20 protein-coding genes are annotated in these 19,645 nt (G+C 52.3%); 7 read left to right on the top strand and 13 right to left on the bottom strand.

What is annotated here, in order from left to right; genetic code table 11:
• Nucleotides 1–15 precede the first annotated feature (15 nt).
• The 3 genes from P5706_RS34290 to P5706_RS34280 form a co-directional block, all read right to left on the bottom strand.
• Entirely contained in the window at nt 16–342 is a 327-nt protein-coding gene (locus P5706_RS34290) for a hypothetical protein (protein ID WP_153045944.1), read from the bottom strand.
• A 158-nt stretch (nt 343–500) separates the two neighbouring features.
• The gene (locus P5706_RS34285; protein ID WP_198834165.1) at nt 501–902 is read right to left on the bottom strand and encodes a hypothetical protein; all 402 of its coding nucleotides are present in this window, start codon (nt 900–902) and stop codon (nt 501–503) included.
• A 67-nt stretch (nt 903–969) separates the two neighbouring features.
• Nucleotides 970–2,142, bottom strand: coding sequence for a site-specific integrase (locus P5706_RS34280; protein ID WP_078466135.1), 1,173 nt, complete (start codon nt 2,140–2,142; stop codon nt 970–972).
• A 158-nt stretch (nt 2,143–2,300) separates the two neighbouring features.
• On the opposite strand from P5706_RS34280, the gene P5706_RS34275 reads away from it, so the two are divergent.
• The 3 genes from P5706_RS34275 to P5706_RS34265 all read left to right on the top strand — a co-directional run bounded on the left by P5706_RS34275 (nt 2,301) and on the right by P5706_RS34265 (nt 6,030).
• Entirely contained in the window at nt 2,301–3,161 is an 861-nt protein-coding gene (locus P5706_RS34275; RefSeq protein ID WP_116827301.1) for a DNA-binding protein, read from the top strand.
• A 22-nt stretch (nt 3,162–3,183) separates the two neighbouring features.
• On the top strand, nt 3,184–4,335 hold the full coding sequence (locus P5706_RS34270; RefSeq protein ID WP_078465766.1) for a DUF3800 domain-containing protein: 1,152 nt from the start codon (nt 3,184–3,186) through the stop codon (nt 4,333–4,335).
• A 258-nt stretch (nt 4,336–4,593) separates the two neighbouring features.
• Nucleotides 4,594–6,030 carry a hypothetical protein gene (locus P5706_RS34265; RefSeq protein WP_078465767.1) on the top strand — a complete coding sequence of 479 codons (1,437 nt, stop codon included), beginning with the start codon at nt 4,594–4,596 and terminating at the stop codon, nt 6,028–6,030.
• Between the two features lie 803 nt (nt 6,031–6,833).
• Here P5706_RS34265 and P5706_RS34260 read toward each other — a convergent pair.
• The gene (locus P5706_RS34260) at nt 6,834–8,099 is read right to left on the bottom strand and encodes a tyrosine-type recombinase/integrase (RefSeq protein ID WP_233100538.1); all 1,266 of its coding nucleotides are present in this window, start codon (nt 8,097–8,099) and stop codon (nt 6,834–6,836) included.
• Nucleotides 8,092–8,979 (bottom strand): prepilin peptidase, encoded by an 888-nt coding sequence (locus tag P5706_RS34255; protein WP_078465770.1) that lies wholly within the window; start codon nt 8,977–8,979, stop codon nt 8,092–8,094. The genes P5706_RS34260 and P5706_RS34255 overlap by 8 nt, the downstream gene beginning before the upstream one ends.
• Before the next feature lie 182 nt (nt 8,980–9,161).
• Between P5706_RS34255 and P5706_RS34250 the strand changes: the two genes are divergently transcribed.
• Complete coding sequence (locus tag P5706_RS34250) at nt 9,162–10,142, top strand: IS5-like element IS1384 family transposase (protein WP_010466230.1); 981 nt, start codon at nt 9,162–9,164, stop codon at nt 10,140–10,142.
• Between the two features lie 255 nt (nt 10,143–10,397).
• Complete coding sequence (locus P5706_RS34245) at nt 10,398–10,790, top strand: hypothetical protein (protein ID WP_078465771.1); 393 nt, start codon at nt 10,398–10,400, stop codon at nt 10,788–10,790.
• Between the two features lie 98 nt (nt 10,791–10,888).
• On the opposite strand, the gene P5706_RS34240 is transcribed toward P5706_RS34245, so the two are convergent.
• The 5 genes from P5706_RS34240 to P5706_RS34220 form a co-directional block, all read right to left on the bottom strand.
• Nucleotides 10,889–11,293 carry a response regulator gene (locus P5706_RS34240; RefSeq protein WP_078465772.1) on the bottom strand — a complete coding sequence of 135 codons (405 nt, stop codon included), beginning with the start codon at nt 11,291–11,293 and terminating at the stop codon, nt 10,889–10,891.
• A gap of 55 nt (nt 11,294–11,348) precedes the next feature.
• On the bottom strand, nt 11,349–11,786 hold the full coding sequence (locus P5706_RS34235; protein WP_078465773.1) for a hypothetical protein: 438 nt from the start codon (nt 11,784–11,786) through the stop codon (nt 11,349–11,351).
• A gap of 224 nt (nt 11,787–12,010) precedes the next feature.
• Entirely contained in the window at nt 12,011–13,687 is a 1,677-nt protein-coding gene (locus tag P5706_RS34230; RefSeq protein WP_078465774.1) for a hypothetical protein, read from the bottom strand.
• 10 nt (nt 13,688–13,697) lie between these two features.
• Nucleotides 13,698–14,267: a hypothetical protein gene (locus P5706_RS34225; RefSeq protein WP_078465775.1), complete on the bottom strand. Its 570-nt coding sequence runs from the start codon at nt 14,265–14,267 to the stop codon at nt 13,698–13,700.
• A gap of 591 nt (nt 14,268–14,858) precedes the next feature.
• Nucleotides 14,859–15,779, bottom strand: a complete 921-nt coding sequence (locus P5706_RS34220; protein WP_285685122.1) for a DUF808 domain-containing protein — start codon at nt 15,777–15,779, stop codon at nt 14,859–14,861.
• 696 nt (nt 15,780–16,475) lie between these two features.
• Between P5706_RS34220 and P5706_RS34215 the strand changes: the two genes are divergently transcribed.
• On the top strand, nt 16,476–17,111 hold the full coding sequence (locus P5706_RS34215) for a hypothetical protein (RefSeq protein ID WP_285685120.1): 636 nt from the start codon (nt 16,476–16,478) through the stop codon (nt 17,109–17,111).
• Nucleotides 17,112–17,343: 232 nt separating this feature from the next.
• Nucleotides 17,344–17,892: a hypothetical protein gene (locus P5706_RS34210; protein WP_285685118.1), complete on the top strand. Its 549-nt coding sequence runs from the start codon at nt 17,344–17,346 to the stop codon at nt 17,890–17,892.
• 28 nt (nt 17,893–17,920) lie between these two features.
• Here P5706_RS34210 and P5706_RS34205 read toward each other — a convergent pair whose 3' ends face one another.
• The 3 genes from P5706_RS34205 to P5706_RS34195 all read right to left on the bottom strand — a co-directional run bounded on the left by P5706_RS34205 (nt 17,921) and on the right by P5706_RS34195 (nt 19,570).
• Nucleotides 17,921–18,490 (bottom strand): hypothetical protein, encoded by a 570-nt coding sequence (locus P5706_RS34205; RefSeq protein WP_285685116.1) that lies wholly within the window; start codon nt 18,488–18,490, stop codon nt 17,921–17,923.
• Nucleotides 18,487–19,077: a hypothetical protein gene (locus P5706_RS34200; protein WP_285685114.1), complete on the bottom strand. Its 591-nt coding sequence runs from the start codon at nt 19,075–19,077 to the stop codon at nt 18,487–18,489. Before P5706_RS34200 ends, P5706_RS34205 begins: the two co-directional genes overlap by 4 nt.
• Before the next feature lie 274 nt (nt 19,078–19,351).
• Nucleotides 19,352–19,570 carry a hypothetical protein gene (locus P5706_RS34195; RefSeq protein ID WP_285685112.1) on the bottom strand — a complete coding sequence of 73 codons (219 nt, stop codon included), beginning with the start codon at nt 19,568–19,570 and terminating at the stop codon, nt 19,352–19,354.
• Nucleotides 19,571–19,645 lie beyond the last annotated feature (75 nt).

The following is a 19,645-nucleotide window of genomic DNA, read 5'->3' as shown; positions in this document are numbered from 1 at the left end:
CATGATTCAGCACTGCTAGGCGGTGTCCGCGATAGATGCGTCGTGGTTTTCGTTTTGTAGGCTGTAGAAATCAGGGTCCGCCCATGCAGCACATAACTTTGCTGATAGGCCGGTAACTGCAACCATGAATCGGCAACAGTCAGGTTCGGAGAACGCCAGCGAATGTCCGACGCTGACAGAGTAGCGGGGGAAAGCTTCGCGATCACCTGACGCAATTTCAGGATCCACTACACCTCGCACATGGCCAATGAGCGTCATGTACCGCCAGTGGGCCGACTCAAGGGACAGCTGTTGAGCAGGGGTTGCGGTGTTAAGGATCGCATTGAATTCTGCGGGATTCATCATTGCCTCGTCTTCTCTGTAGCCCCCACCGGCTGTTCGCTTCCACCGGTAGGACATCATCTTTTTCACGACTTGAGGCTAATGCTATACCGCCGAAAAGCAACCCATTACCTGGCTTCGGAAAACTAATATGAGCGTCACACACCATCTGGCCAAGATCAAAGCGACCGTGTCTTTGCGGCTAACGCTTCAGGAATTTTGCTACTAGGTACAAGCCCCAACTCATCACAAATCTCTTTGCCGCCTTCTAGGATGAAGCCTTGCCGCTGTGATCTATTGACGACAGCAATCTCGGTGATGCCGGCCAAATACGCACTGCTTGCCTGTTTGAGCCAAACTCTTGCGCAGACACCGTTACTGATGGCCTGAGTAAAGATTTGCGTTGTAACCGTATTCTCATCAAGCACAACCGTGGTTCGGGCTCCTTGTTCAGTCACACTTTCTGGAGCCCAAGCGCTGAGCGCCACCCCGACTTCGCCTGAAGAGTCAGCTGAGGCGAAGCCAGGCACAAGCAAGCCCGCTATGATTCCCCACTTCAAAGACCTCATCCCTTTAGCCATTGCTTCGTACCCAGAGTAAGTGCCACCCGGAAAGGGCTGCATCACTACAATAGTGCCCCACCAGACATCAACGCGGAAGATGAGAACCCGATTCGGGGCTGGAATCGTCCACCTCCACTTCAGGGACGTCATAGCCCGCTAACAGGGTCGTAGCGGCGCTGTTCAGCATGTTGCCGGATTGGAAATACCCCATCACAGTCGAAATGCTGGTGTGTTCTGTCATAGCCATCACATCACCCAGCGGCACACCCTGTCTCCCAGCCTCAGTCACAAAGCCTGATCGTAAACTGTGTGCACCCCAATCACCCTCTAGGCCGGCAAGCTTTGCACGCCTCTGTAGGATTCGGTTTACCTCATGACCAGTCATGGGTGCTGTTCCCACCCTGCCGCCTCGTAGCATCCCCCGAAAAAGCGGGCCACTCTCAATCGGGGCAACACTAAGCCAAGCAGTCAAAGCATGGGCGGCGGCACCCGTCAGAGGCTTCTCACGCCGGACGCCAGCAGTATCTGTCTTGGTTACCCCAAGTGAATACATCCAAGTGTCAGCATCGAGCCTTCGAACATCCGAGACCTGAAGGGCCACAACCTCAGAGCGGCGCCTGCCGCCGCCACTCCACGCTAGTAGGAGAAGTGCCCGATCGCGTATGCCTCGCACTCCATCTACTGAGCATGTGTCCAGGATTGCCTTCAAAGGCTCAGCCACGAGCGCTGTCTTCTTGCGAACCGAAATGCCGCCCCGGGCCTGGGCCTTTTGCGCATCCCGCATCAGTGCTTTGACCTCTTTGTTATCAGTAGGGCTATCCCAGCCTTTTATCCCGTGCCATTTGCCAAGGACTGCCAGCCGAAGGCTGACCGTGTTGTAAGAGTGAGGCCCCAGGGTAGCTTTGATCTTGGCGTCGACCAATGCCTGATCAGCTGAAGGGGGGAGGTTGTGTGTCCAGGTGCCGTCATCCTGCGGCCTATTTAAATGGTCAACGATGAATTGGATGGTTACCGCCGGTGATATTGGCCCATCCCCTAGTGCCAGCCCATAACGGACCTGCAGCCAAGCCGACCAATAGGTAAGCGCGCTCTGGTAACTACGAACCGTGTTGGGCGCAGTACCAGCCTTCAAAAATTCCGTTACAGCGTCCTGCGCTGCCTGGCTGAGTGTATCAATCTGTAGCAATCCCCCGCGGGGGGTGCTCTTCAGGCGCTCTAGAGATGCGTCGGTGGTTGAACTCACCAATTCAGACTTCATGCCCATTCCCCTCAAACTTCTTATGCAAAGGCCCATTTTTTTGGGTTTTCGATCTTTACTTCCGGGAATCGTATTATATATTACGTCCAACGTATTATTTCTTAATTCATGATCCGTTAACCAATCCTTATCGGATATAGAATAGTGGAGTTTGACCCATGTCGACAGGTGTACCTGAGCAGGAAGTCTTTGATGCGGCTGACGCCGTGCTGGAGGGCGGTAAGCGCCCAACGGTTGAGCGGGTACGAGAAAAGCTGGGGCGCGGTAGCCCGGCGCGTGTCGGCGCCCTGCTTGATGAGTGGTGGGTGCGCCTGTCAGCCAGGCTGCGCGCTGAGACGCGCCTGCCAGGCTTGCCCACTGAAGTGGCGCACGCCTTTGTGGACATCTGGAAGCAGGCCACTCTGATGGCAGAGGCTGTGGTGGAGCAGGGCATGTCTGTCCAGCGAAAGGTGCTAGCAGAGGAGCGCGAGCGAATTGCCGGCCTCGAAGAGCAGGCTCGCAAGGACGTAGCCTTCGCAAGATCTCAAACCAACGAAGCACAGACCGCACGACTCGCCATTGAAACTAGACTGAAGGACTTGCAGGTATTGTTGGATCAGCGAAATGCTGACCTAGAGGATATGCGTGAGCAGCGAACTGACTATCGTGCAAAACTCGCGGCCGCGGAGCAGAAGCTGGTAGAAGCATCGGCTCAGGCCGAAAACACTCGGGCTGAGCAGGAGCGCTACACGCGCGATGTTGAGGATCGATCTCACAGAGAAGTTGACCGTGCAAGAGAGGAACTCAAATCGGTTGCTGCACAACTGCAGGAAGCCAATGGCAAGCTTCAATCAACACTGAAGACCCTGCAGGAAAACCAGAGCGCCCTGGCATCATCACGTGAACAGTCAGCAGCGGCCCAGGCACGAGCTGATACGCTGGAACAGCAATTGATTGAGACCAGGAAGGCTGCGGCGGCACCAAAACCTCGAGCGAAGCGCCCACCGAAAAGCACCTCAGGACAGAAGAAAACGGACTGACAATCAACGTCCAGGTAGACCCATGATCAATGACAGCTACGAAAAAACAGTGATCGATGCCGGCCTGTTTAGATTCCCCGGGCAGGACCTGATGAAGAACATCAATAAGGCCTACACGCTGTATTACGACGAAACGAACAATATCCGAAGCCTATCCTTGACTGGAACCGGGCTCAATCATGAGGTTCTGGATTGCTTTGTGCTCGGGGGTGTAGCGCTGGGGCCAGGGGCCAGCCTGCCTGATATTCATGACCTGAGGGCTCAATTGAGAATTCAGCCATCAGTCAAAGAGTTGAAGCTAAAGCACCTTGCCCAAGGGGGTTACATCACCTGCCTCAGCTCCAACAAGCTGGAGCAGTTCCTCACATGGCTTCTGGCGTCGCCAGCTTACATTCACTTCTCTAACTTCAGCATCTTGAACTGGTCGATAGTCGACCTGATTGACTCGCTGCTAGACCATGATCAGTTCGAGGCCTACAGATCCATTCGGGACGATCTGAAAAACGAACTCCACGCCATAGTGAGGCTAGAACCACTTGGGTATTTCCGGCTACTAAAGACCTTCGACTACCCGAACGTACCTGCCGCGCGAATACCCGAATTCCTAAAAGCTGTACGCCAATTTCTCTTCAGGGGCGGCTTCACGTTCAGAAACATGGCAAGAATGGCGCTCTCAGACCTTCTCCAAGAGGCTGCCAGGGTTACTACGTTGGTGTATCTTTGCGGCAACGAGAAGGATGAGTTGGTGAGTGGTTTTGATACAGCCTTCATCCATAGACTTGCCACATTCGTGAGGTCGGTTCACGTATTTGACGAAGAACCGCGGGTCAGGGAAAGCCTTGACCGCAACGAAATTGTGTGGGGTGGCCAGCCCGTAAGCTACCGGTTCGCAATTTCACACAATGAACCAGCCATACAGATCTCGGACATTCTCTGCGGACTCCTGGGCAAACATTTCAGCTTTATGGAAAAGTGCAGCATTGATCAACTGGAAGAAGCGAGTGCAAAGCTGTCAGAGCAACAGCGCCGCAACGCTGATCTGGTGGCTAAGCTGATCGACAAAGCAGATGAGGAATGCCCTGCCTTCATCTTTAATCAGGCACCTCATGAGAGCAATGCCAAAAGTCTGTGGTTCTTGCATGGGATTGAATACCCGGAGGAGTACCGCGACTGATGAAGCGCGGCACGAGTGCGGCTGATCAATGCCTGGCCCTTAAATGTCTGCAGCAACCAATCAGCCAATCGTGATAAACGCTTTCCAACAGGGTCAAACGCTTGCAAGCGTTCCTAGTCAGCCTCAAATTATCGTTTTCAAGAGGTGATAGGCAGAACCAAACTTTGCGATACCAAAACCTAGCTACACAATAATCATAAGCGTGGGCAGAAAGCCCTAAACGACAGCCCCGACCGAGGCGATTGGAGATACGCAGGCATGAAGGCAAAATGGTCTTCCGAAGATCTAACCACCCTGGAGCAGAGCGTGCCTCAGCAGGGCATACAGGGAGCTGCCGATCAAACCAAACACTCACTGCGGGAAACATATGAGCTGGCAGTAGCTCTAGGCATCTATGTTCCCCCGAACGGTGCTGGGCCTTGGCCACGATCAAGCAGAGGAGCTGCCTGGCCGAGTGGCGATGAACGAATCCTGCGGCAGGAATATGTTGGCCACCAGTCGATCGCTTCGATAGCTGACCTGCTTGGCAGGTCACCTCAGGATGTCGAGGCCATGACCATAACCCTGGCCCTTGCAGGAACATCTGATGCACCCAACAAAAGAGTTATCAGAGAGCGAAGAAGTAGCCCGCCATTGACCCCAATGCCCCTTACCCCGCAGGCGCTGCATGGCAAACCTCAAGACAAATCAGCAACCACAAAACATGTCTTAGCAACAAAGGGCGATGAGGATCCTGATGAGACAATGCTGCTCGAGCCATTTGTACCGCCGGCCGTAACGTCCGCTAAAGAGTTCCGAAAGGCAGCCGAATCATTTCTCGCCGCTGCGAGCAGTTTCCACATAGCTCCGCACGAATCCCTGCTTAAACCCGTTCCTGATTTGCCACCTAGATCACGCTGGACGAAGGAGAAGGACGACTACCTTAAGCAGCACTACCATAGCCAACCGGTCGAACAGATAGCCGACCACGTCGGAATGTCCTACTACCAAACCACTAACAGAGCTCGACGCTTGAAGGTAGCCAACACACTGGTTACCTGGACCCGCGAGGAAACGATTTTCCTGCTCGAGCATCTCCAAACAGAGCCGCTTCCTTGGGTAGCAGAGCAGTTGGGCCGGACAATGGCTGCTGTTAGTCTGCGTCCAAAGCAGCTGGGTATATTCCCGGGCTGGACAGGTCACGACGATCAGCTGCTGTTACAGAATCTTGGGAAGAAGACCAACGCCGAGATTGGCAAGCTGATCAACAGACCTGAATATGCAGTCGATAAACGAGTGCGATTCCTCAAAAACGAGACCTCTGAGTTTTCAAGGGCGGGACTGAGTCGGCTATTTGAATCCAAAGGCAAAGAATGGGTCGACGGGCTCATCTACTTGCCAGTGCGGCCGGCAGAGGTCAACAAGCGGAAATGGACCAGCGCTGAAATCGAAATTCTGAGGGAGTATTACCCTAAGAAAGGATCGATCTGGTGTGCTGCAAAGCTAGGTATGCTCGCAGAGAGAATCAGGCACAAAGCACAAAGTCTCGGGCTGCACTCCAACAAAGTCACCACGCCTTGGAGTGCCGAAGACGATGCCTGGCTTTTAGCCAATGTGCATACTCTAGCCAGAGAAAAATGCGCCAAGCACCTGAACCGAACTGTGGGTGCGGTATCAGTACGAGCATCAGTGCTCGGAGCCTTCAAGCTCGTCTAGGACTTGAGAGCAATGGGGCGTAGCGCTGTGGTTAGGCCACAAGCGCTACACCCCTTAACCGGCCTGTCGAACGGGGCACAGGGGCCGACCAGCAGTTCAAACTGGTAACATGGACGTATTCAACTACCAAATAGCAATCAATTCCCCATGAACGACGTACAGCCATTCATTTCACCAGCGAATTTCTACCTACCCGGCACTCTCTGCCTAGCAATATGCATCTGTATCACAATCCGCTACACCTACAGATACCTGGTATTTAGGGCCATCGATCGCGACGGGTATAGCTCACCTCAATTGCAAGCCTTCCACTTGCGCAAGCTAGCAGGTGAGCGCGGCAAGATCATTACCTCGACACGAAAACAGGCTTTGATTGCACTGGCTAGCTTGGCAGGATCTCTGAGCTTGGTGGTCCTCGTCGTACCAACGTGGAGCTTCTGACAGTGCCAACAACCAAAGGAGTCAACTCACTCATCAAAGCAGCCTGGCTGGCATTCCTCATATGGGGGATGTTAATGACCGCTGAACGACTGTACTGGGTGAACGCTGACTCATACTCCATGATACTTGCGAGCCCTTTGACGATAAGCGAGTCGATGGCTACAGGCCCGACGTCGTATGGCGCGCTCTGCCACGGGGAGGGCGCCACCTTAGCTGATAAGTCGAACGGCCATTTTATTCGGTGTGGCTTTACCTGGAGCCCAGGTTCGACATTCAGAATCGAGAACTACGAACAGTTCGCTGAATGGATGTGGAGAGACGTGAAGTAAGGCAGCTGAGAGGCTGCCTTCTGATAAGACAGGTTATCGACCGCGAATACTGCCTCGGTTACTTGCGGAGCGTTCCTGATTAATTGCGTTGTAGTAAATGTCCTGGGTGGTTGAAAGGCTTTCGTGACCCAGATCCATTTGCAGGTGCTTTGCGTCCCGGAATTTGGCATCGAACGTTGCGCCCGTGTGCCGTAACCAGTGCAAGGTAACCTCCATCAATTCCTGACACTCGTCCTCAGGCTGTCCGTCGGCCTGCATTCTGGACCGAGCGCGGTCGAAAACTGGCTGAACAATATTCCGGATCTGGCGTGCAGTCAGGTTGGGCCGGCCATGGCTTGTATAGAGCAGCGGTGCATCGTCGGCCTTGGTCGGCAGTGGCGACATATTCAAGCTCTCACGGTACCGCTTGAGGTAGGGGATAAAGGCATCCTTAACCGTGATCTCACGCTCCTTGTTGCCTTTCCCAACAACCTCGAACCACCATGAACCATTTCTTTTGAAAAAAGAGTTCATGGTCGGAAGCCAATCATCTCGGCCAGACAAGTCACCAACCCGTAAGTACATCGCAAAGAGGGCCACGACGATGAACAGAGTACGCTCGTGTTTGGGGTCCTCATTGGCCATTGTCTCGGCCTCACCGACAAGGTAGTCCCACTGCAGCGTGGTCAATGCCTTGATCTTAGGTTTTCCCCGCTTGCCCTTCACCCGTTTGATAGATTTGAACGGGCTAGCGATGTCCATGCCGTCCTGCAGCAAGAAGTCATAAAACGAACACGCAACCGAGTAGATCAGATCAGTGCTTCCTGATCCCTGTTTCTTCTGACTGGCGACGGGCTTCACATGCGCCTCAGCAGCCCTCTTGCGGTCAGCTTTCTCGATCTTCACGCCGAAAGGTCGCCACCGAGGGTTGAACATAAGCAGGCCATCCTTGGGAGCAAATCTGCGCATCGCAGAAGCACCAACCCATGACTGTGGTGGCGCGACGTTGAACGCGAGGAAAGCCTCAGCATCAGTGCGGGTCAGATCCAGTACGGACTTGCTCTGGACAATCCAACTCCAGAGAATCAAACGCTCCAGATAACCGCGGTAGTTTTTGAAGGTGGACGGCGATTGGCTGTAGGACTTTAAAAAAGCTCGAGCATGACGAAGATCGGTCTCAACACTGATCTCGGCTGGAAAAGCAGCCAGGTAAGGGGCCATGTCTGGATGCAGGTCTTTAAAGTCGGCGTAGTCACCCAGGATCGATTCAATGGTATCGAAAAGGGGGCGGGGAGGAATTGCCTCTACTCGCTTAGTCAAAAAGTAGTGCTCCAATGTTGACGCCGGCTACATGACCATAAAGCGTGTACAGCTCATGGTCGAAGAACAAGGCTAGTAAACCGCCGGCGATGATAAAGGGGCCAAAGGGGAAAGGCTCGCTTCGAGATTTTACCCCTAAACCCGCAATGAGTCCGACAATTGATGCAGCCACGGCAGATACGAGAATTATCAAAGGGAGTGCTTGCCAGCCGAGCCAGGCCCCGAAGAGGGCGAGCAGTTTAAAATCACCGTTGCCCATTCCCTGGCGGCCGGTGATCGCCTGAAAGATCAACGCCGGCAGTGCAAGGAGCAGGTAGCCTGTGACAGCTCCAATGAAGCCATCCTGGAGCGTCGAGAAAAGCCCAAGAAAGCTGGCAGCTAAGCCAACCCATATGCCCGGAATAACGATCGTATCAGGCAGAAGCATCTCATCGAGGTCGATAAGGAAAAGTGCAGTTCCGCCCCAAACCATCAGAAGCGCGAAGCAAGTCTCTGCACCATAGCCAAAGTGCCAGGCCGTGCCGAATGATAGGCCGGCAGTCACCAGCTCAACTATTGGGTATCTTGCCGAAATCGGCGATCGACAGCCTGAACACTTTCGCCTCAACAAGAGCCAGCTGATCAACGGAATGTTCTCCCAAGGCTTGATCGAATGGCCGCAGGATGGGCATCGGGAATTCGGCATTGCAAGGTTGAACGGCTCGGTCGGAGTGGCTTCCATTTGAAGGGCAGCACGGGCATCCTGCAGCCAGGATCGCTTCATCATCACAGGCAGCCTGTAGACAACAACGTTGAGGAAGCTGCCGACCATCAGGCCTACAATCCCCACTAGGATCGCAAAGACTGCTGGATAGAGCTTCAATAAGTGCAACGTGGTCATGGTGTGTCACCGGTGGTAGGTTGGGAGACGGAATCAAACCCGCAACCTTGATTTTACCGGGCTTGGAAAATTCGACACCTCAAAACCTATGCATGGAATTCACCTGTGCTTCACTTAAGGAAACTCTGAAAAAGACTTTCTGATTTGGCAAAATACCGCGACCCCACCCACCGAGTTTCCCGATGAAGCAGATGACCTTCGCCGACGCCGAGTACGCTGGCAAGCGCAAGCAAACCCGCAAGGAGTTGTTCCTGATCGAGATGGATCGGGTGGTGCCGTGGAAGGGCTTGATTGCTTTGATCGAGCCACATTATCCGAAAGGTGAAGGTGGCCGTCCGGCCTACCCGTTGATGGCGATGCTGCGTGTGCATCTGCTGCAGAACTGGTTCGGCTACAGCGATCCAGCGATGGAGGAAGCGCTGTACGAAACCACGATCCTGCGCCAGTTTGCCGGGCTGAACCTGGAGCGCATCCCCGACGAAACCACCATTCTCAACTTCCGCCGCTTGCTGGAGAAACACGAGCTGGCGGCCGGCATCCTCGCTGTCATCAATGGCTATCTGGGCGACCGCGGCCTGTCGCTGCGCCAGGGCACCATCGTCGATGCAACGCTGATCAATGCGCCCAGTTCGACCAAGAACAAGGACGGCAAGCGCGACCCGGAAATGCACCAGACCAAGAAGGGAAACCAGTATTATTTTGGCATGAAGGCCCACATCGGCGCCGATGACGAATCGGGTCTGGTGCACAGCGTAGTGGGCACGGCGGCCAATGTGGCGGATGTCACCCAGGTGGACAAATTGCTGCATGGCGACGAAAACGTGGTCTGCGCCGATGCAGGCTACACCGGTGTCGAAAAGCGGCCCGAGCATGAAGGACGTGAAGTTATCTGGCAGGTGGCGGCACGCCGCAGCACCTACAAAAAACTCGATAAGCGCAGCGTGCTGTACAAAGCCAAGCGCAAGATTGAAAAGGCCAAGGCTCAGGTGCGCGCCAAGGTCGAGCATCCGTTCCGGGTAATCAAGCGCCAGTTCGGTTACACCAAGGTGCGCTTTCGCGGCTTGGCCAAAAACACGGCGCAACTGGTGACACTGTTCGCTCTGTCGAACCTGTGGATGGCGCGCCGACATTTACTGACGAATGCAGGAGAGGTGCGCCTGTAATGCGGGAAATGGCCACCGGAGTGGGGTCCGGGTGGCGAAAACGTAAGAAATACTCGTCGAATTGATTGTTTTTTGATCATTTGGCGAGTTTAAAAGTTGCGCTAGGTGGTATGCCGGGGAAATACATGGCTACTTCAGACCATCCTTAACTTCCAGTCTTTTGAACGGAAAAACACCATTCAGGCCTACCATGGCGCTAGCCGCGATACTTGGCCAGTTATTACTAGAAATCAAACTGAAAGAGTGAAGCCCAGCATGAACAATGAATGCGGAAAACTTGAATCATTCCAACCTACTGAAGAAAACAATTACTCCCTATTTGCCGGAGCATTAGAGCAGGACACCCTAGTCTTCTTTCATGCAACTCCAAAGAAGAATTTGTTCTCAATACTGAAGCATGGTTTCAAATCATCGCTCGATTTGGGCACTGGCCAATTAGCATCGGTGTCTTACGCAAAGAAAAGCAGTTCATGCTTAGCCCATCTCGGCAGGGATATCGCGCAGGAGTTTCTGGTTTTCGCCGTTAGGTTCGAAACCATTGAAGCACCCGAGATTGTCGAGAACATGTCTGATATCCATGTTTTCGGCACCAACGTACAACCATCCCTACTAGGGTACTGTGAAATCCCGGAAGGGTTTAAATACTGATGATAGTGAGGTATTTAGACAGTTGATTATTTTGTGGGGAATGGCAAGGCGGAGGAGGGTAGCTGCGCCCATTTGTTCAGGCGCAGCATAGTGATGCGTTACTTATCGGAACGAGGAAGGCTGGGGCCAGCAAATCCAGGGATCAGACGTGAACAGACTTCGGCAAGAGCCTCAGCAGTAATTGGCTTGACGATGTAAGCCGAAGCGCCAGCATTAGCAGCAATCTGCTTGTCTGCAGGCATTGATCGACTTGTGCAGACGATGATTGGCACCACACTAGCATCATCGTTTCGGTCGCGGATCTCAGCGATCAGCGATATTCCATTCATCAAGTCGTCCAACGTCCAGTCCATGATGACGCAAGAAGGCCTGAATTCCTCCAGTTCCCGGAACACACCCTCCGCGTTGTGCACCGCACGAATTTCTTCAAAAAGTTCAGCTGCACACTTTCTAGCAAGATAAGTGTCGGTGGGGGAATCATCGACAATGAGTAATGTGCTCATTTTGTTTCACCTGATCACACGAAGGGGAAGGGCATGGACAAGGAGACCATTGGGATCAGTAAGCAGAATACTTCTGCTCAATGGTACGTTGTTCGCGCAAGTGTTGCTCATAGGTCAACTGCTTGTCTTCAAGGCGATGATCAAGCTCTCGCAGATCTTTTGCCTTCTCAAACTCTACTTTGCGCCGAGTGGCATAGAAGTTTTGCACTTCAGCTGCGGCAGCAGTATCAAAAGGCATCCACAGAGGACCGAGAGAGATTACCCAAAGCGGGATGGAGAAGACTGCGACTGCGGGATGATTAGTATAAAAGTAACCAGCGGCTGGCAGAACACCCAGTCCAGCGGCTAATGCGACTGACTTCTCTTCAACAGCAAGCCCCTTGCTTTCATACACCTCCATCTCTTGTTTCTGTCCATCTGCCAGGTGAGTGGTGCAGCCTGATGCTACGATTACCATAGAGATTGCTACAGCGATACCTGTGAAACGTTTCATGCTAAATCCTGGCGTGTGTTTTGAGCAGTCTGTTATAACCGTCGGACTGCGATTTACAAGCCGGCGAGCATAGCCCATGGCCAGATAAAGGCGATAGCCAAAAGAGGCGCTCCTTTTCCACGCGACAACACTTGATGAGACCAGCAGAGGCTCACACCCGATTGCCCGCTCCGATGCACAACGCCTGACGTGAAACTTACGCAAGGAGTTTCCAGAAGAGAGGCTCAGAGTGCCTTGAACTGCTCGAGCAGGGAGGCTTCAATAGCGCGCTGATGCAGAAGCGATGCGTCAAGGTCCGAGTTAATGCCAGCTAGCATCTTGCTTCGATTCACACTTAGCACGTCTGCCTTGTCGACCAGGTACACAGCCATGGTAGAGATGATGCCAGTAGCCGCACCAACGATGACTGCTGTAGCAGTGTCGGCAAAAGGAACAAGGAACGGAACCGCCATCATCGACTTGCTAACAGCATCTTCCAGCAGAACGCCACCTACTATGATGCCCCCACCAACTAGCACCTTCGATGCCTCATGCAAGCCCTCTCGGATCCCCATTCCCTCAGGGCGCACAATCAAAGCTTTGCAAGCTCCAACCAAGGCATTGCCACCTTCGCGGATCATACGAACAGTCCGCTTGGCAGTGGTCAGGAAAGCGTTGGTCAGCACAGTGACTAGGTTAGCTAGGAAACCACTGAGAAAGCTCCCAGCCGCGGCTGAGAGCACAGCCTTCCACTGCTTGGCTACTCTCAGTCCGACTTTCCTGAGACGACGCTTGAGCTCAGCAAATATTGAATTACCGTCGGCTCGGCCGTTTTTGTACCAATCGCTTACCTCATCAAATATCCCTGCGAACAACTCGACCAGGATAGCCCCCATTGCTGACTGAAAAGCGGCGCGGCCGCCGGCTGCGACGCTTGTCTTCAAGCAGTCATTCCGGAATTTTGGGCTGCGATAATAGGCGTCGTTGATCTTTTTCTCGTTGGCCGCCCGAGCCTTTCTATCTGCCTCAAGCAAAGGCTCCGGATTTGCCGCGATTTTCTCTTGCTCTTTGAGCTTGGCGAGTTCGTCTTTTTGCTTTTGGCTCATAGGCTCGCCGGCATCAACCTTCGCCTGTAGCTTTGCTTGTTTCTTCGCTCGGGTGTCTTTCGTCTGCTCAAGCCACAGCACATATTCAGTGGCTGTTTTGGTGCCCATTGCCGAGTTTGTTGAGTACGAGGTGATCTGCAGATTTGTTGAAGCATTCGCAAGCTCAACGCCGTCCAATCCTGCGAGAACTCTGCCGGCATCGTTGTGGATCTCTTCTGCGGCAATAACATGATCAATGCTGTGGCTATCACTCCGCTGGCTGCTCATTTGCTCACCGGTGTAGGCATCAGTCACCTTGCCTTCTACCCGATCCCTTGTGCTGTCCTGGCTCATCTTTTTGTAGGCGGGATCACGGTGGTGATAGTTCTCCTTCACCCTCTTCGTGTACTCACCCCTATCCGCATACTTCTGTTCAGCCTCATCAGTGGCATACACACCGGCCCGGGCGTTGTGGATCGTATCCACTACACCGCCGGTCTTGTCATAGGCACTGAGCATTTTCCCGACCCCAAAAGGCCCGGCGATTGCCTGAAGAGCTGATCGACGTGTGTCAGAGAAAAGACGCTCTATACGCTGTGAGTGAAAGGCGATCTCAAGCTCGGATAATCTCGCCCGAACCTCGTATTCAGGGGCCTCATTTCGCCCCAAGAGTCTAGATTCCGTGGGAAAAGCCTGGGCAAGAAACTGATCGTCCACTGGGGCATTAAGTACGCGCTGCGAATCAGCTGGGGAGGGCAGCACAACAAGTGAGGGAGCACTACGGATCTGTGCAAGCAACGCTTGGGTCTGACGGAATCGATCGGCACTTTCGCTCATCAACAAGGCCTCAACCGACGGATCGTAACAGATGCCATTCCGACCGGAATGAGGATCGGCATTGTTCGTTGGCCATCTGCTTAGATTGCGCGACCAGGTCTACGAGTTCATCGAACAGCTTCCAGTTTTCGGGCGAGCCGACCTTAGCGGCAAGTGCATAGGCGGTGTTGATAGATGGAGGTGCTGCTACGGCTTCGTCTACTTTGATCCGGACAAAGCTTGGTATGTACGCCTCGGAAACTCCGAGAAGGTATGCCTTGATCATGGCTACGTCATCATTGCTGACAGGTCCGAATGTAGCCGCGCATGCAACGCCGATCGTGACGCAGGCGAGGGTGATCTTGAACCCTTTTTGGGACTCAGCGTATTTGGCCAACATCTCTGCTGTAGCCGCATTATTCATCTGCCGCAGAATTTCCTGGCGTGCTTTCTCTTCTGCTTCACCTTTTGCCCGGCCAGCAGCGTGGGCTGTTTTATTGGCGCTGCGGTTCCACAAATACATCCCGGGCACCGTCACACATGCAGCGATAGCCGCACCGCCAACGATTAAGGCAACCCTGCCAGCAGCTTGTGCGACCATGATAAATCCGTGAAATGATGAGATGCGCAACTATCTCACCATTCAGTGCCACTTAATAGCCATTACAGGATCACAGATGCCCTCAGCCGCGCGGCTTTGACAGTCACCCTAAGTGCGATTTACGGCCAAGCACAAGCTTCCCAAGCATGAACAGTCCGACCAGCAAGGACCCTACGACAATCCCGACAATGCCATCGAACAAAGGCGCCCCTACTACAGCCAGCGCCGGCCCGGCGACTGCAACACTAGATACGGTTCCAACTACGGTCTCACTCATGACGTGAAGGAAAGGCAACCCATGTGTGTAAATTCCGCCGCCCACCCAGTCGCCATGTATACGGATATGGACGCCATAAATTCCTTTAAATTCAGCATATTGAAAACATCTAGCCGTGTCCACATGGACATCAAAAAAATGGACATTTCTACGTCAAATCCGCTATTGAGCGGCTCATCCGCAGCACAGCTCCGGCGGCCAGGCATGATCGGGCAGGCACCTGTGGAGCCGAGTATCACCCGCTAGTGAGCCACGATATACAATAATCGATATCTCAAAAACGGCATAGAAATGACCGTCAGGCATTAGCGTGATCAATTCGCCCCCAGTTTGCGGAACCTTGAAACACCGCTAATAGTGACTGCAGCCACAAAGCCAGCCATGAGGCCTACTGCTCCGAAAAATGCAATTTTAAGAGTCGCTCCCCATCCAGCACTTGCCGTAACTGTTGCCTCGATAGCATGCTCAAGGGGGGGTATGCCTTCAGCTACAAATGTCCCTCCGACAAGAAACATTGCAAATGTTCCAATCCATGATAACCCTTTCATCAGAAACGGAGCCGCCGACACCAAAACCTGACCAAACTTTTTGATCACTTTCCCCCACACTCCTCGGGCCTTCGACTTCGCAAGCGCGAGCCCGGCGTCATCAAGTCGGACAATGCCAGCGACCAATCCGTAAACGCCTATCGTCATCGCTAGGGCAATAACTATCAACGTCAAAATCTGCTGATATAACGGAGCCTCTGCAACGACATTCAACGTAATTACTATTATCTCAGCACTCAAAATAAAGTCAGTTTTTATCGCACCTTTGATCTTGCGGCTTTCATAATCAGCAAGCTCTTCTGCGTTTTTACGCATGTAACTCTTGCCCAGCTTTTTTTCACCATGCTCCGCGCGTGAAAATTTAGCTTTAATAGCCTCATACCCCTCGTAGCAAAGGTAGACCCCTCCTGCCAACAGAAGCCACTTGATTGCTACCGGCAGCAGAGCACCCAAGAGAAGTGCACTCGGAACTAAAATTGCTTTATTTTTTAGGGATCCTTTAAATACAGCCCAGACCACAGGAAGTTCACGATCCGCCTTCATACCAGTGACCTGCTCAGCGTTTACTGCCAAGTCATCGCTGAGCACACTCGCCGATTTTTTAGCGGCCACCTTGCTCATTACAGAAATATCATCTAACAGCACCGCGATATCATCCAACAACGCAAAAAAACTGCTACCAGCCATTTCATTCCACCCTTGGTATATTTTCACAATTCATGGATTAACTAACTACCGCCATCAAAACCAATGCCAATCCCAATGGTTGCATAATAGCCGACACGATGGCATACATGTTCGAAGCGTGCAAAAAATCTTATCCTTGACCCATAACATCCTTTATCGCTCGCGACTTAAACAACAAACGTCGCTTGAACGCACGACCGGGTTAACCCTTCGATCTAGCTCTACTGCCTCACGGCAATAGACAACTACCCACCTACAATTTAATTACTTCCCACCCTGAAAAACCACAGTAGAAAAACATACATACAATCATTTAATAACACCTAAAACGGCTCACTTCACCTCCCACCCCAGACATATCATATATTTAAGAAATTCCAGTAACTAGCAGACAACCCCAAGCTCAGCCAGGAATCCAGAAGTCTTCTGAGACTATCGCTTAAAACTTCTTACAAGCCCCAAAAAACTTACCTTAACCCCCTCACCAACCGCACCTCAAAGTATGCTCGGAGCATACTCTTATAATATATTGGACAGCCTCCATATTTCACGTGCTAGGATTGGCTAATCGGCCAGCCTGGGTCGAGCGGTCGGCACGCAATGGTAACTCACAGGTTCATCACCCCGCTCTGTGCAACTCATTTAACATTAGTCATTGCGGGCAGCCGACACCGCCGAGGCCATTGGAGAATGACCATGCGAGTACCCATTTTTTCGAAAGATCTCGAATCTGGTAAAGGTGTTTTGCGTTTAGCGAGATGCCTTCAGCGTGACTGGCCTGGAAAAAACCAGATCAAGCTAAGCACCGCCCAAAATCTGATGAGCAGATGCCTTGGTTATGTGGATTTTCATGACGTCAGGGTGAGTGCAGACTGTGCCGATCCTGTATTCCCTTCTTTGGAAGATGTGCAAGCACAGAGCGTTGCGACCTTCAAAACTGAAATAGCTAAATATTATCGACCAGCAGACATTAGCGATGAAGATATTTACGCACGAATCTGCAAGTCGCCTTTCATACATCTCCATGCTTTCCGCACGCTGTCAGGTGGTTCAGGCGTGAAGCTATCTGAAGAAGCACTTCAGTTGTCTAAAAAAACCACCCTCCACTACAGGACATTAGTCTCTACTGCTGCGATGGATGGATCCGACGTTAAAACTATCTTTGAGCGAGTGAGGTCTGCTTTGGGTCATAATTCGAAAGAATTGACAATGAGCTATATTAAAAAACCGATTGGTTACTGCCCGAGTTATGACGACATACCCGCGATATCAAACCCCCTCACTGAATGCCATAACTGTGGGCCTGCTAGCTTTAATATTTCAAAAGGCTGAGTGCAAGCTATATTCGCCTTAAAAATAATCGTGGCCTGCGGATTCCGTTTTCCCGGTAATTATTTAAGGCACCGCTTGACGAGATGGCAGTTCCTACCGTCAAGCGGAGACCTGAACTATTACACGATTATGAAGCCCGCCGCAGGTACATCGCTCCCGGCGCTCACTACCAAATCGTATAGCAAGCTTCGCAGAAGCGAAGCGTCATACAGCCATAGGAAGTATATGCTCCATGCGATGGTTGACTAAATTCCTCACTGCTATGTGGGCGTGGTGTTTTGAAGGAAAGCGCTCCGAGCATGAAAAACTGAAAGAGCAGTCTTTCATCGAAGCCGCAAACAAACTTAAGACACTTCGAGTGACCGAACGTGGCGGATTGTCTATTGATCCGGAAGAGATTCGCGACCAAATTTTGGACAGCCGGGATGCCTTAAAGCTCCTGGTGGCTCCGTCACATAGAAGACCTGCGAATGCGCAGCAGGAGCGCGACCAAGACACAAAGAATACACACGAAATCGGCGCCAGTGATTACGTTCAATTCATCTCTTGGCGGCGCCAACCCTCGAATACAGCGATTCGTTATGTTTGCCTCCAAGGCTTGAACACAGAAAAGTTCGCCATCGCAGTCACTAATTACTTTTCTGGCGACGAAAAGCTTTTATACGCTAATTCGCTCGAGCATAGAATTGCACAGAGACTAAAGACAACTGATTGTGTCGATCCGTTGCTATGGTTCGACTCACTCAGGGAAGCGATGGACGCCCACGATGCCAGTATTTAGAGCATGGAGCATGTAGGCTCTCCAACACCTAACCTCCAGCAGCTGCCTCTTCTGCGGCCTCAAGTAAACCTACTCGAGGATACTGTTTTGGATGCTGCTGGCTAACTTTAAGTAACTTCTCTTGCAACCAAGATGCATCCAGCGCTGAAAATGAGAAGCCCATCCACTCGAACTGAAGTTCGAAGCCGCCCTCCTCAATGGTTCGAACCGCAACAAGGATGCCCGCGCCGACGGCACCGTCAAGAAACTCAAGGTTAGCATTCTCAACATGTACAGCACCTTCCGCGCTGAACTGCCATGCGCCGCACAACAATCGGTACTTTCTGTTGAGCAAACCTTCTTCACGTACCGCGGCCGTAACGCTTTCTACATCTGTTTGCTCCGCGATTGCCAAAGCTTCGGACAAGCAAAAGGCGATCTCTCCCGCGACCTCTGCACTGAAGTCCACCCCTTCAGACTCAAATTCAATTCTCGCGCCTCTCCCGTCAGTTCCTGCAACACGGCATTCATAGAACTCATCGAACTCCCGACCTCGCCAGCACAGGACGTCGCGTTTGAATTCTAGTACAACAGCGTGATCTGCATTGGATACACTCATTGATAACTCCTTCCATTCTTCTTAGGTTTTTCTGGCTGTTCTATCTGTGCAAGCAGATAGCCTCCAACGCATAACTGCTCGATTAGCCAGGATGCCTCCTCAAAGCTGAAGGTGTACACCCAGTCCTCGATACCCAAAAATGGGAGGCAAAGCTCATCATTGAACCCTATGAATAGCTTGTAAGAATCACGCGTACCGCGATATCGGAAAGATCCAGACGCACCAAGGTGCATATTGTCCGAGTTGTAGCCATAGCCGTGCAGTTGGTCGCACGGGGCGGCTGGGGTAGTTGATAAAATCATTTGGTAAAAAATCTTGCAATAATTCACCTTCAGCGCTCGCCCCACTTTAGGTTTGTTACCTACCTGCTCATAGCTGGCTTGCACCAAGGTTGCGAGGCTGTCCGCCAGCTCCCCACATTGCTGCGCTGTGAAGCAGTAATCAGAGCCATCGAGAGTGCACGTCACAACATTGTTCGTTAGTTCAACCGAGGCAGTAAACGGCCTTTCCTCGATGAAGGCACGACATATCATCAAACGCTCAGCTTTAAAGAGCGTACTCATCGACAAATCAACTGTCTTAACCATATACCTTCACCATTGCAGCTAAATACAAACATAAACGGTTTGTCGTTCAAAAAACTTTAGCGGACATGAAAATTAATTATGACAACGTTGCCGCGATGACATGAATGTTCGTGGAGTTGTCTGTGCGCGCCCTTCGGGACGGCTGTCGTGAACCAAGCCGCTCGCCGCGTCTCAGCCCGGGGGCTTCCATCCTCGCGCCTCGGCCTGAGGGCGTGCGCGCTTCGCTTGCCAGTTGCATCTGACTCCGGTGTTGGAAAGTTTCAACTTAGAAGAATCAGTGTGGCCGCCGGCCGAATCCGCCTTCACCACGGAGCTGCTCTTCTACGAACTCGATCGACGAATCCAGCTCGCACTGTATCTCTTCGAAGACTGAGTCGAGTCTAGGATGACTGCCTGATGCGCGTAGCTCAGCCACCAACCGAGAAAGCTCTCGCCCCATGGCCATAGGCATCTGGACATTACAGTAGACTGTGTCCTTGGTGTCTCGAGTCATAGAGCCTCCTGTTTGCTCCCGATGATAGCTCACCGTAATGGGAAGTCGTATTCGTGGGGACTGGGGCGCCCAAGG

Origin of the sequence: Pseudomonas sp. ChxA (assembly GCF_030263855.1) — a bacterium.
In the GTDB taxonomy this organism is placed as follows: Bacteria; Pseudomonadota; Gammaproteobacteria; order Pseudomonadales; family Pseudomonadaceae; genus Aquipseudomonas; species Aquipseudomonas fluorescens_CB.
The sequence above is the reverse complement of the archived record's forward strand: the minus strand, read 5'-3'. Positions and strand labels throughout refer to the sequence as shown.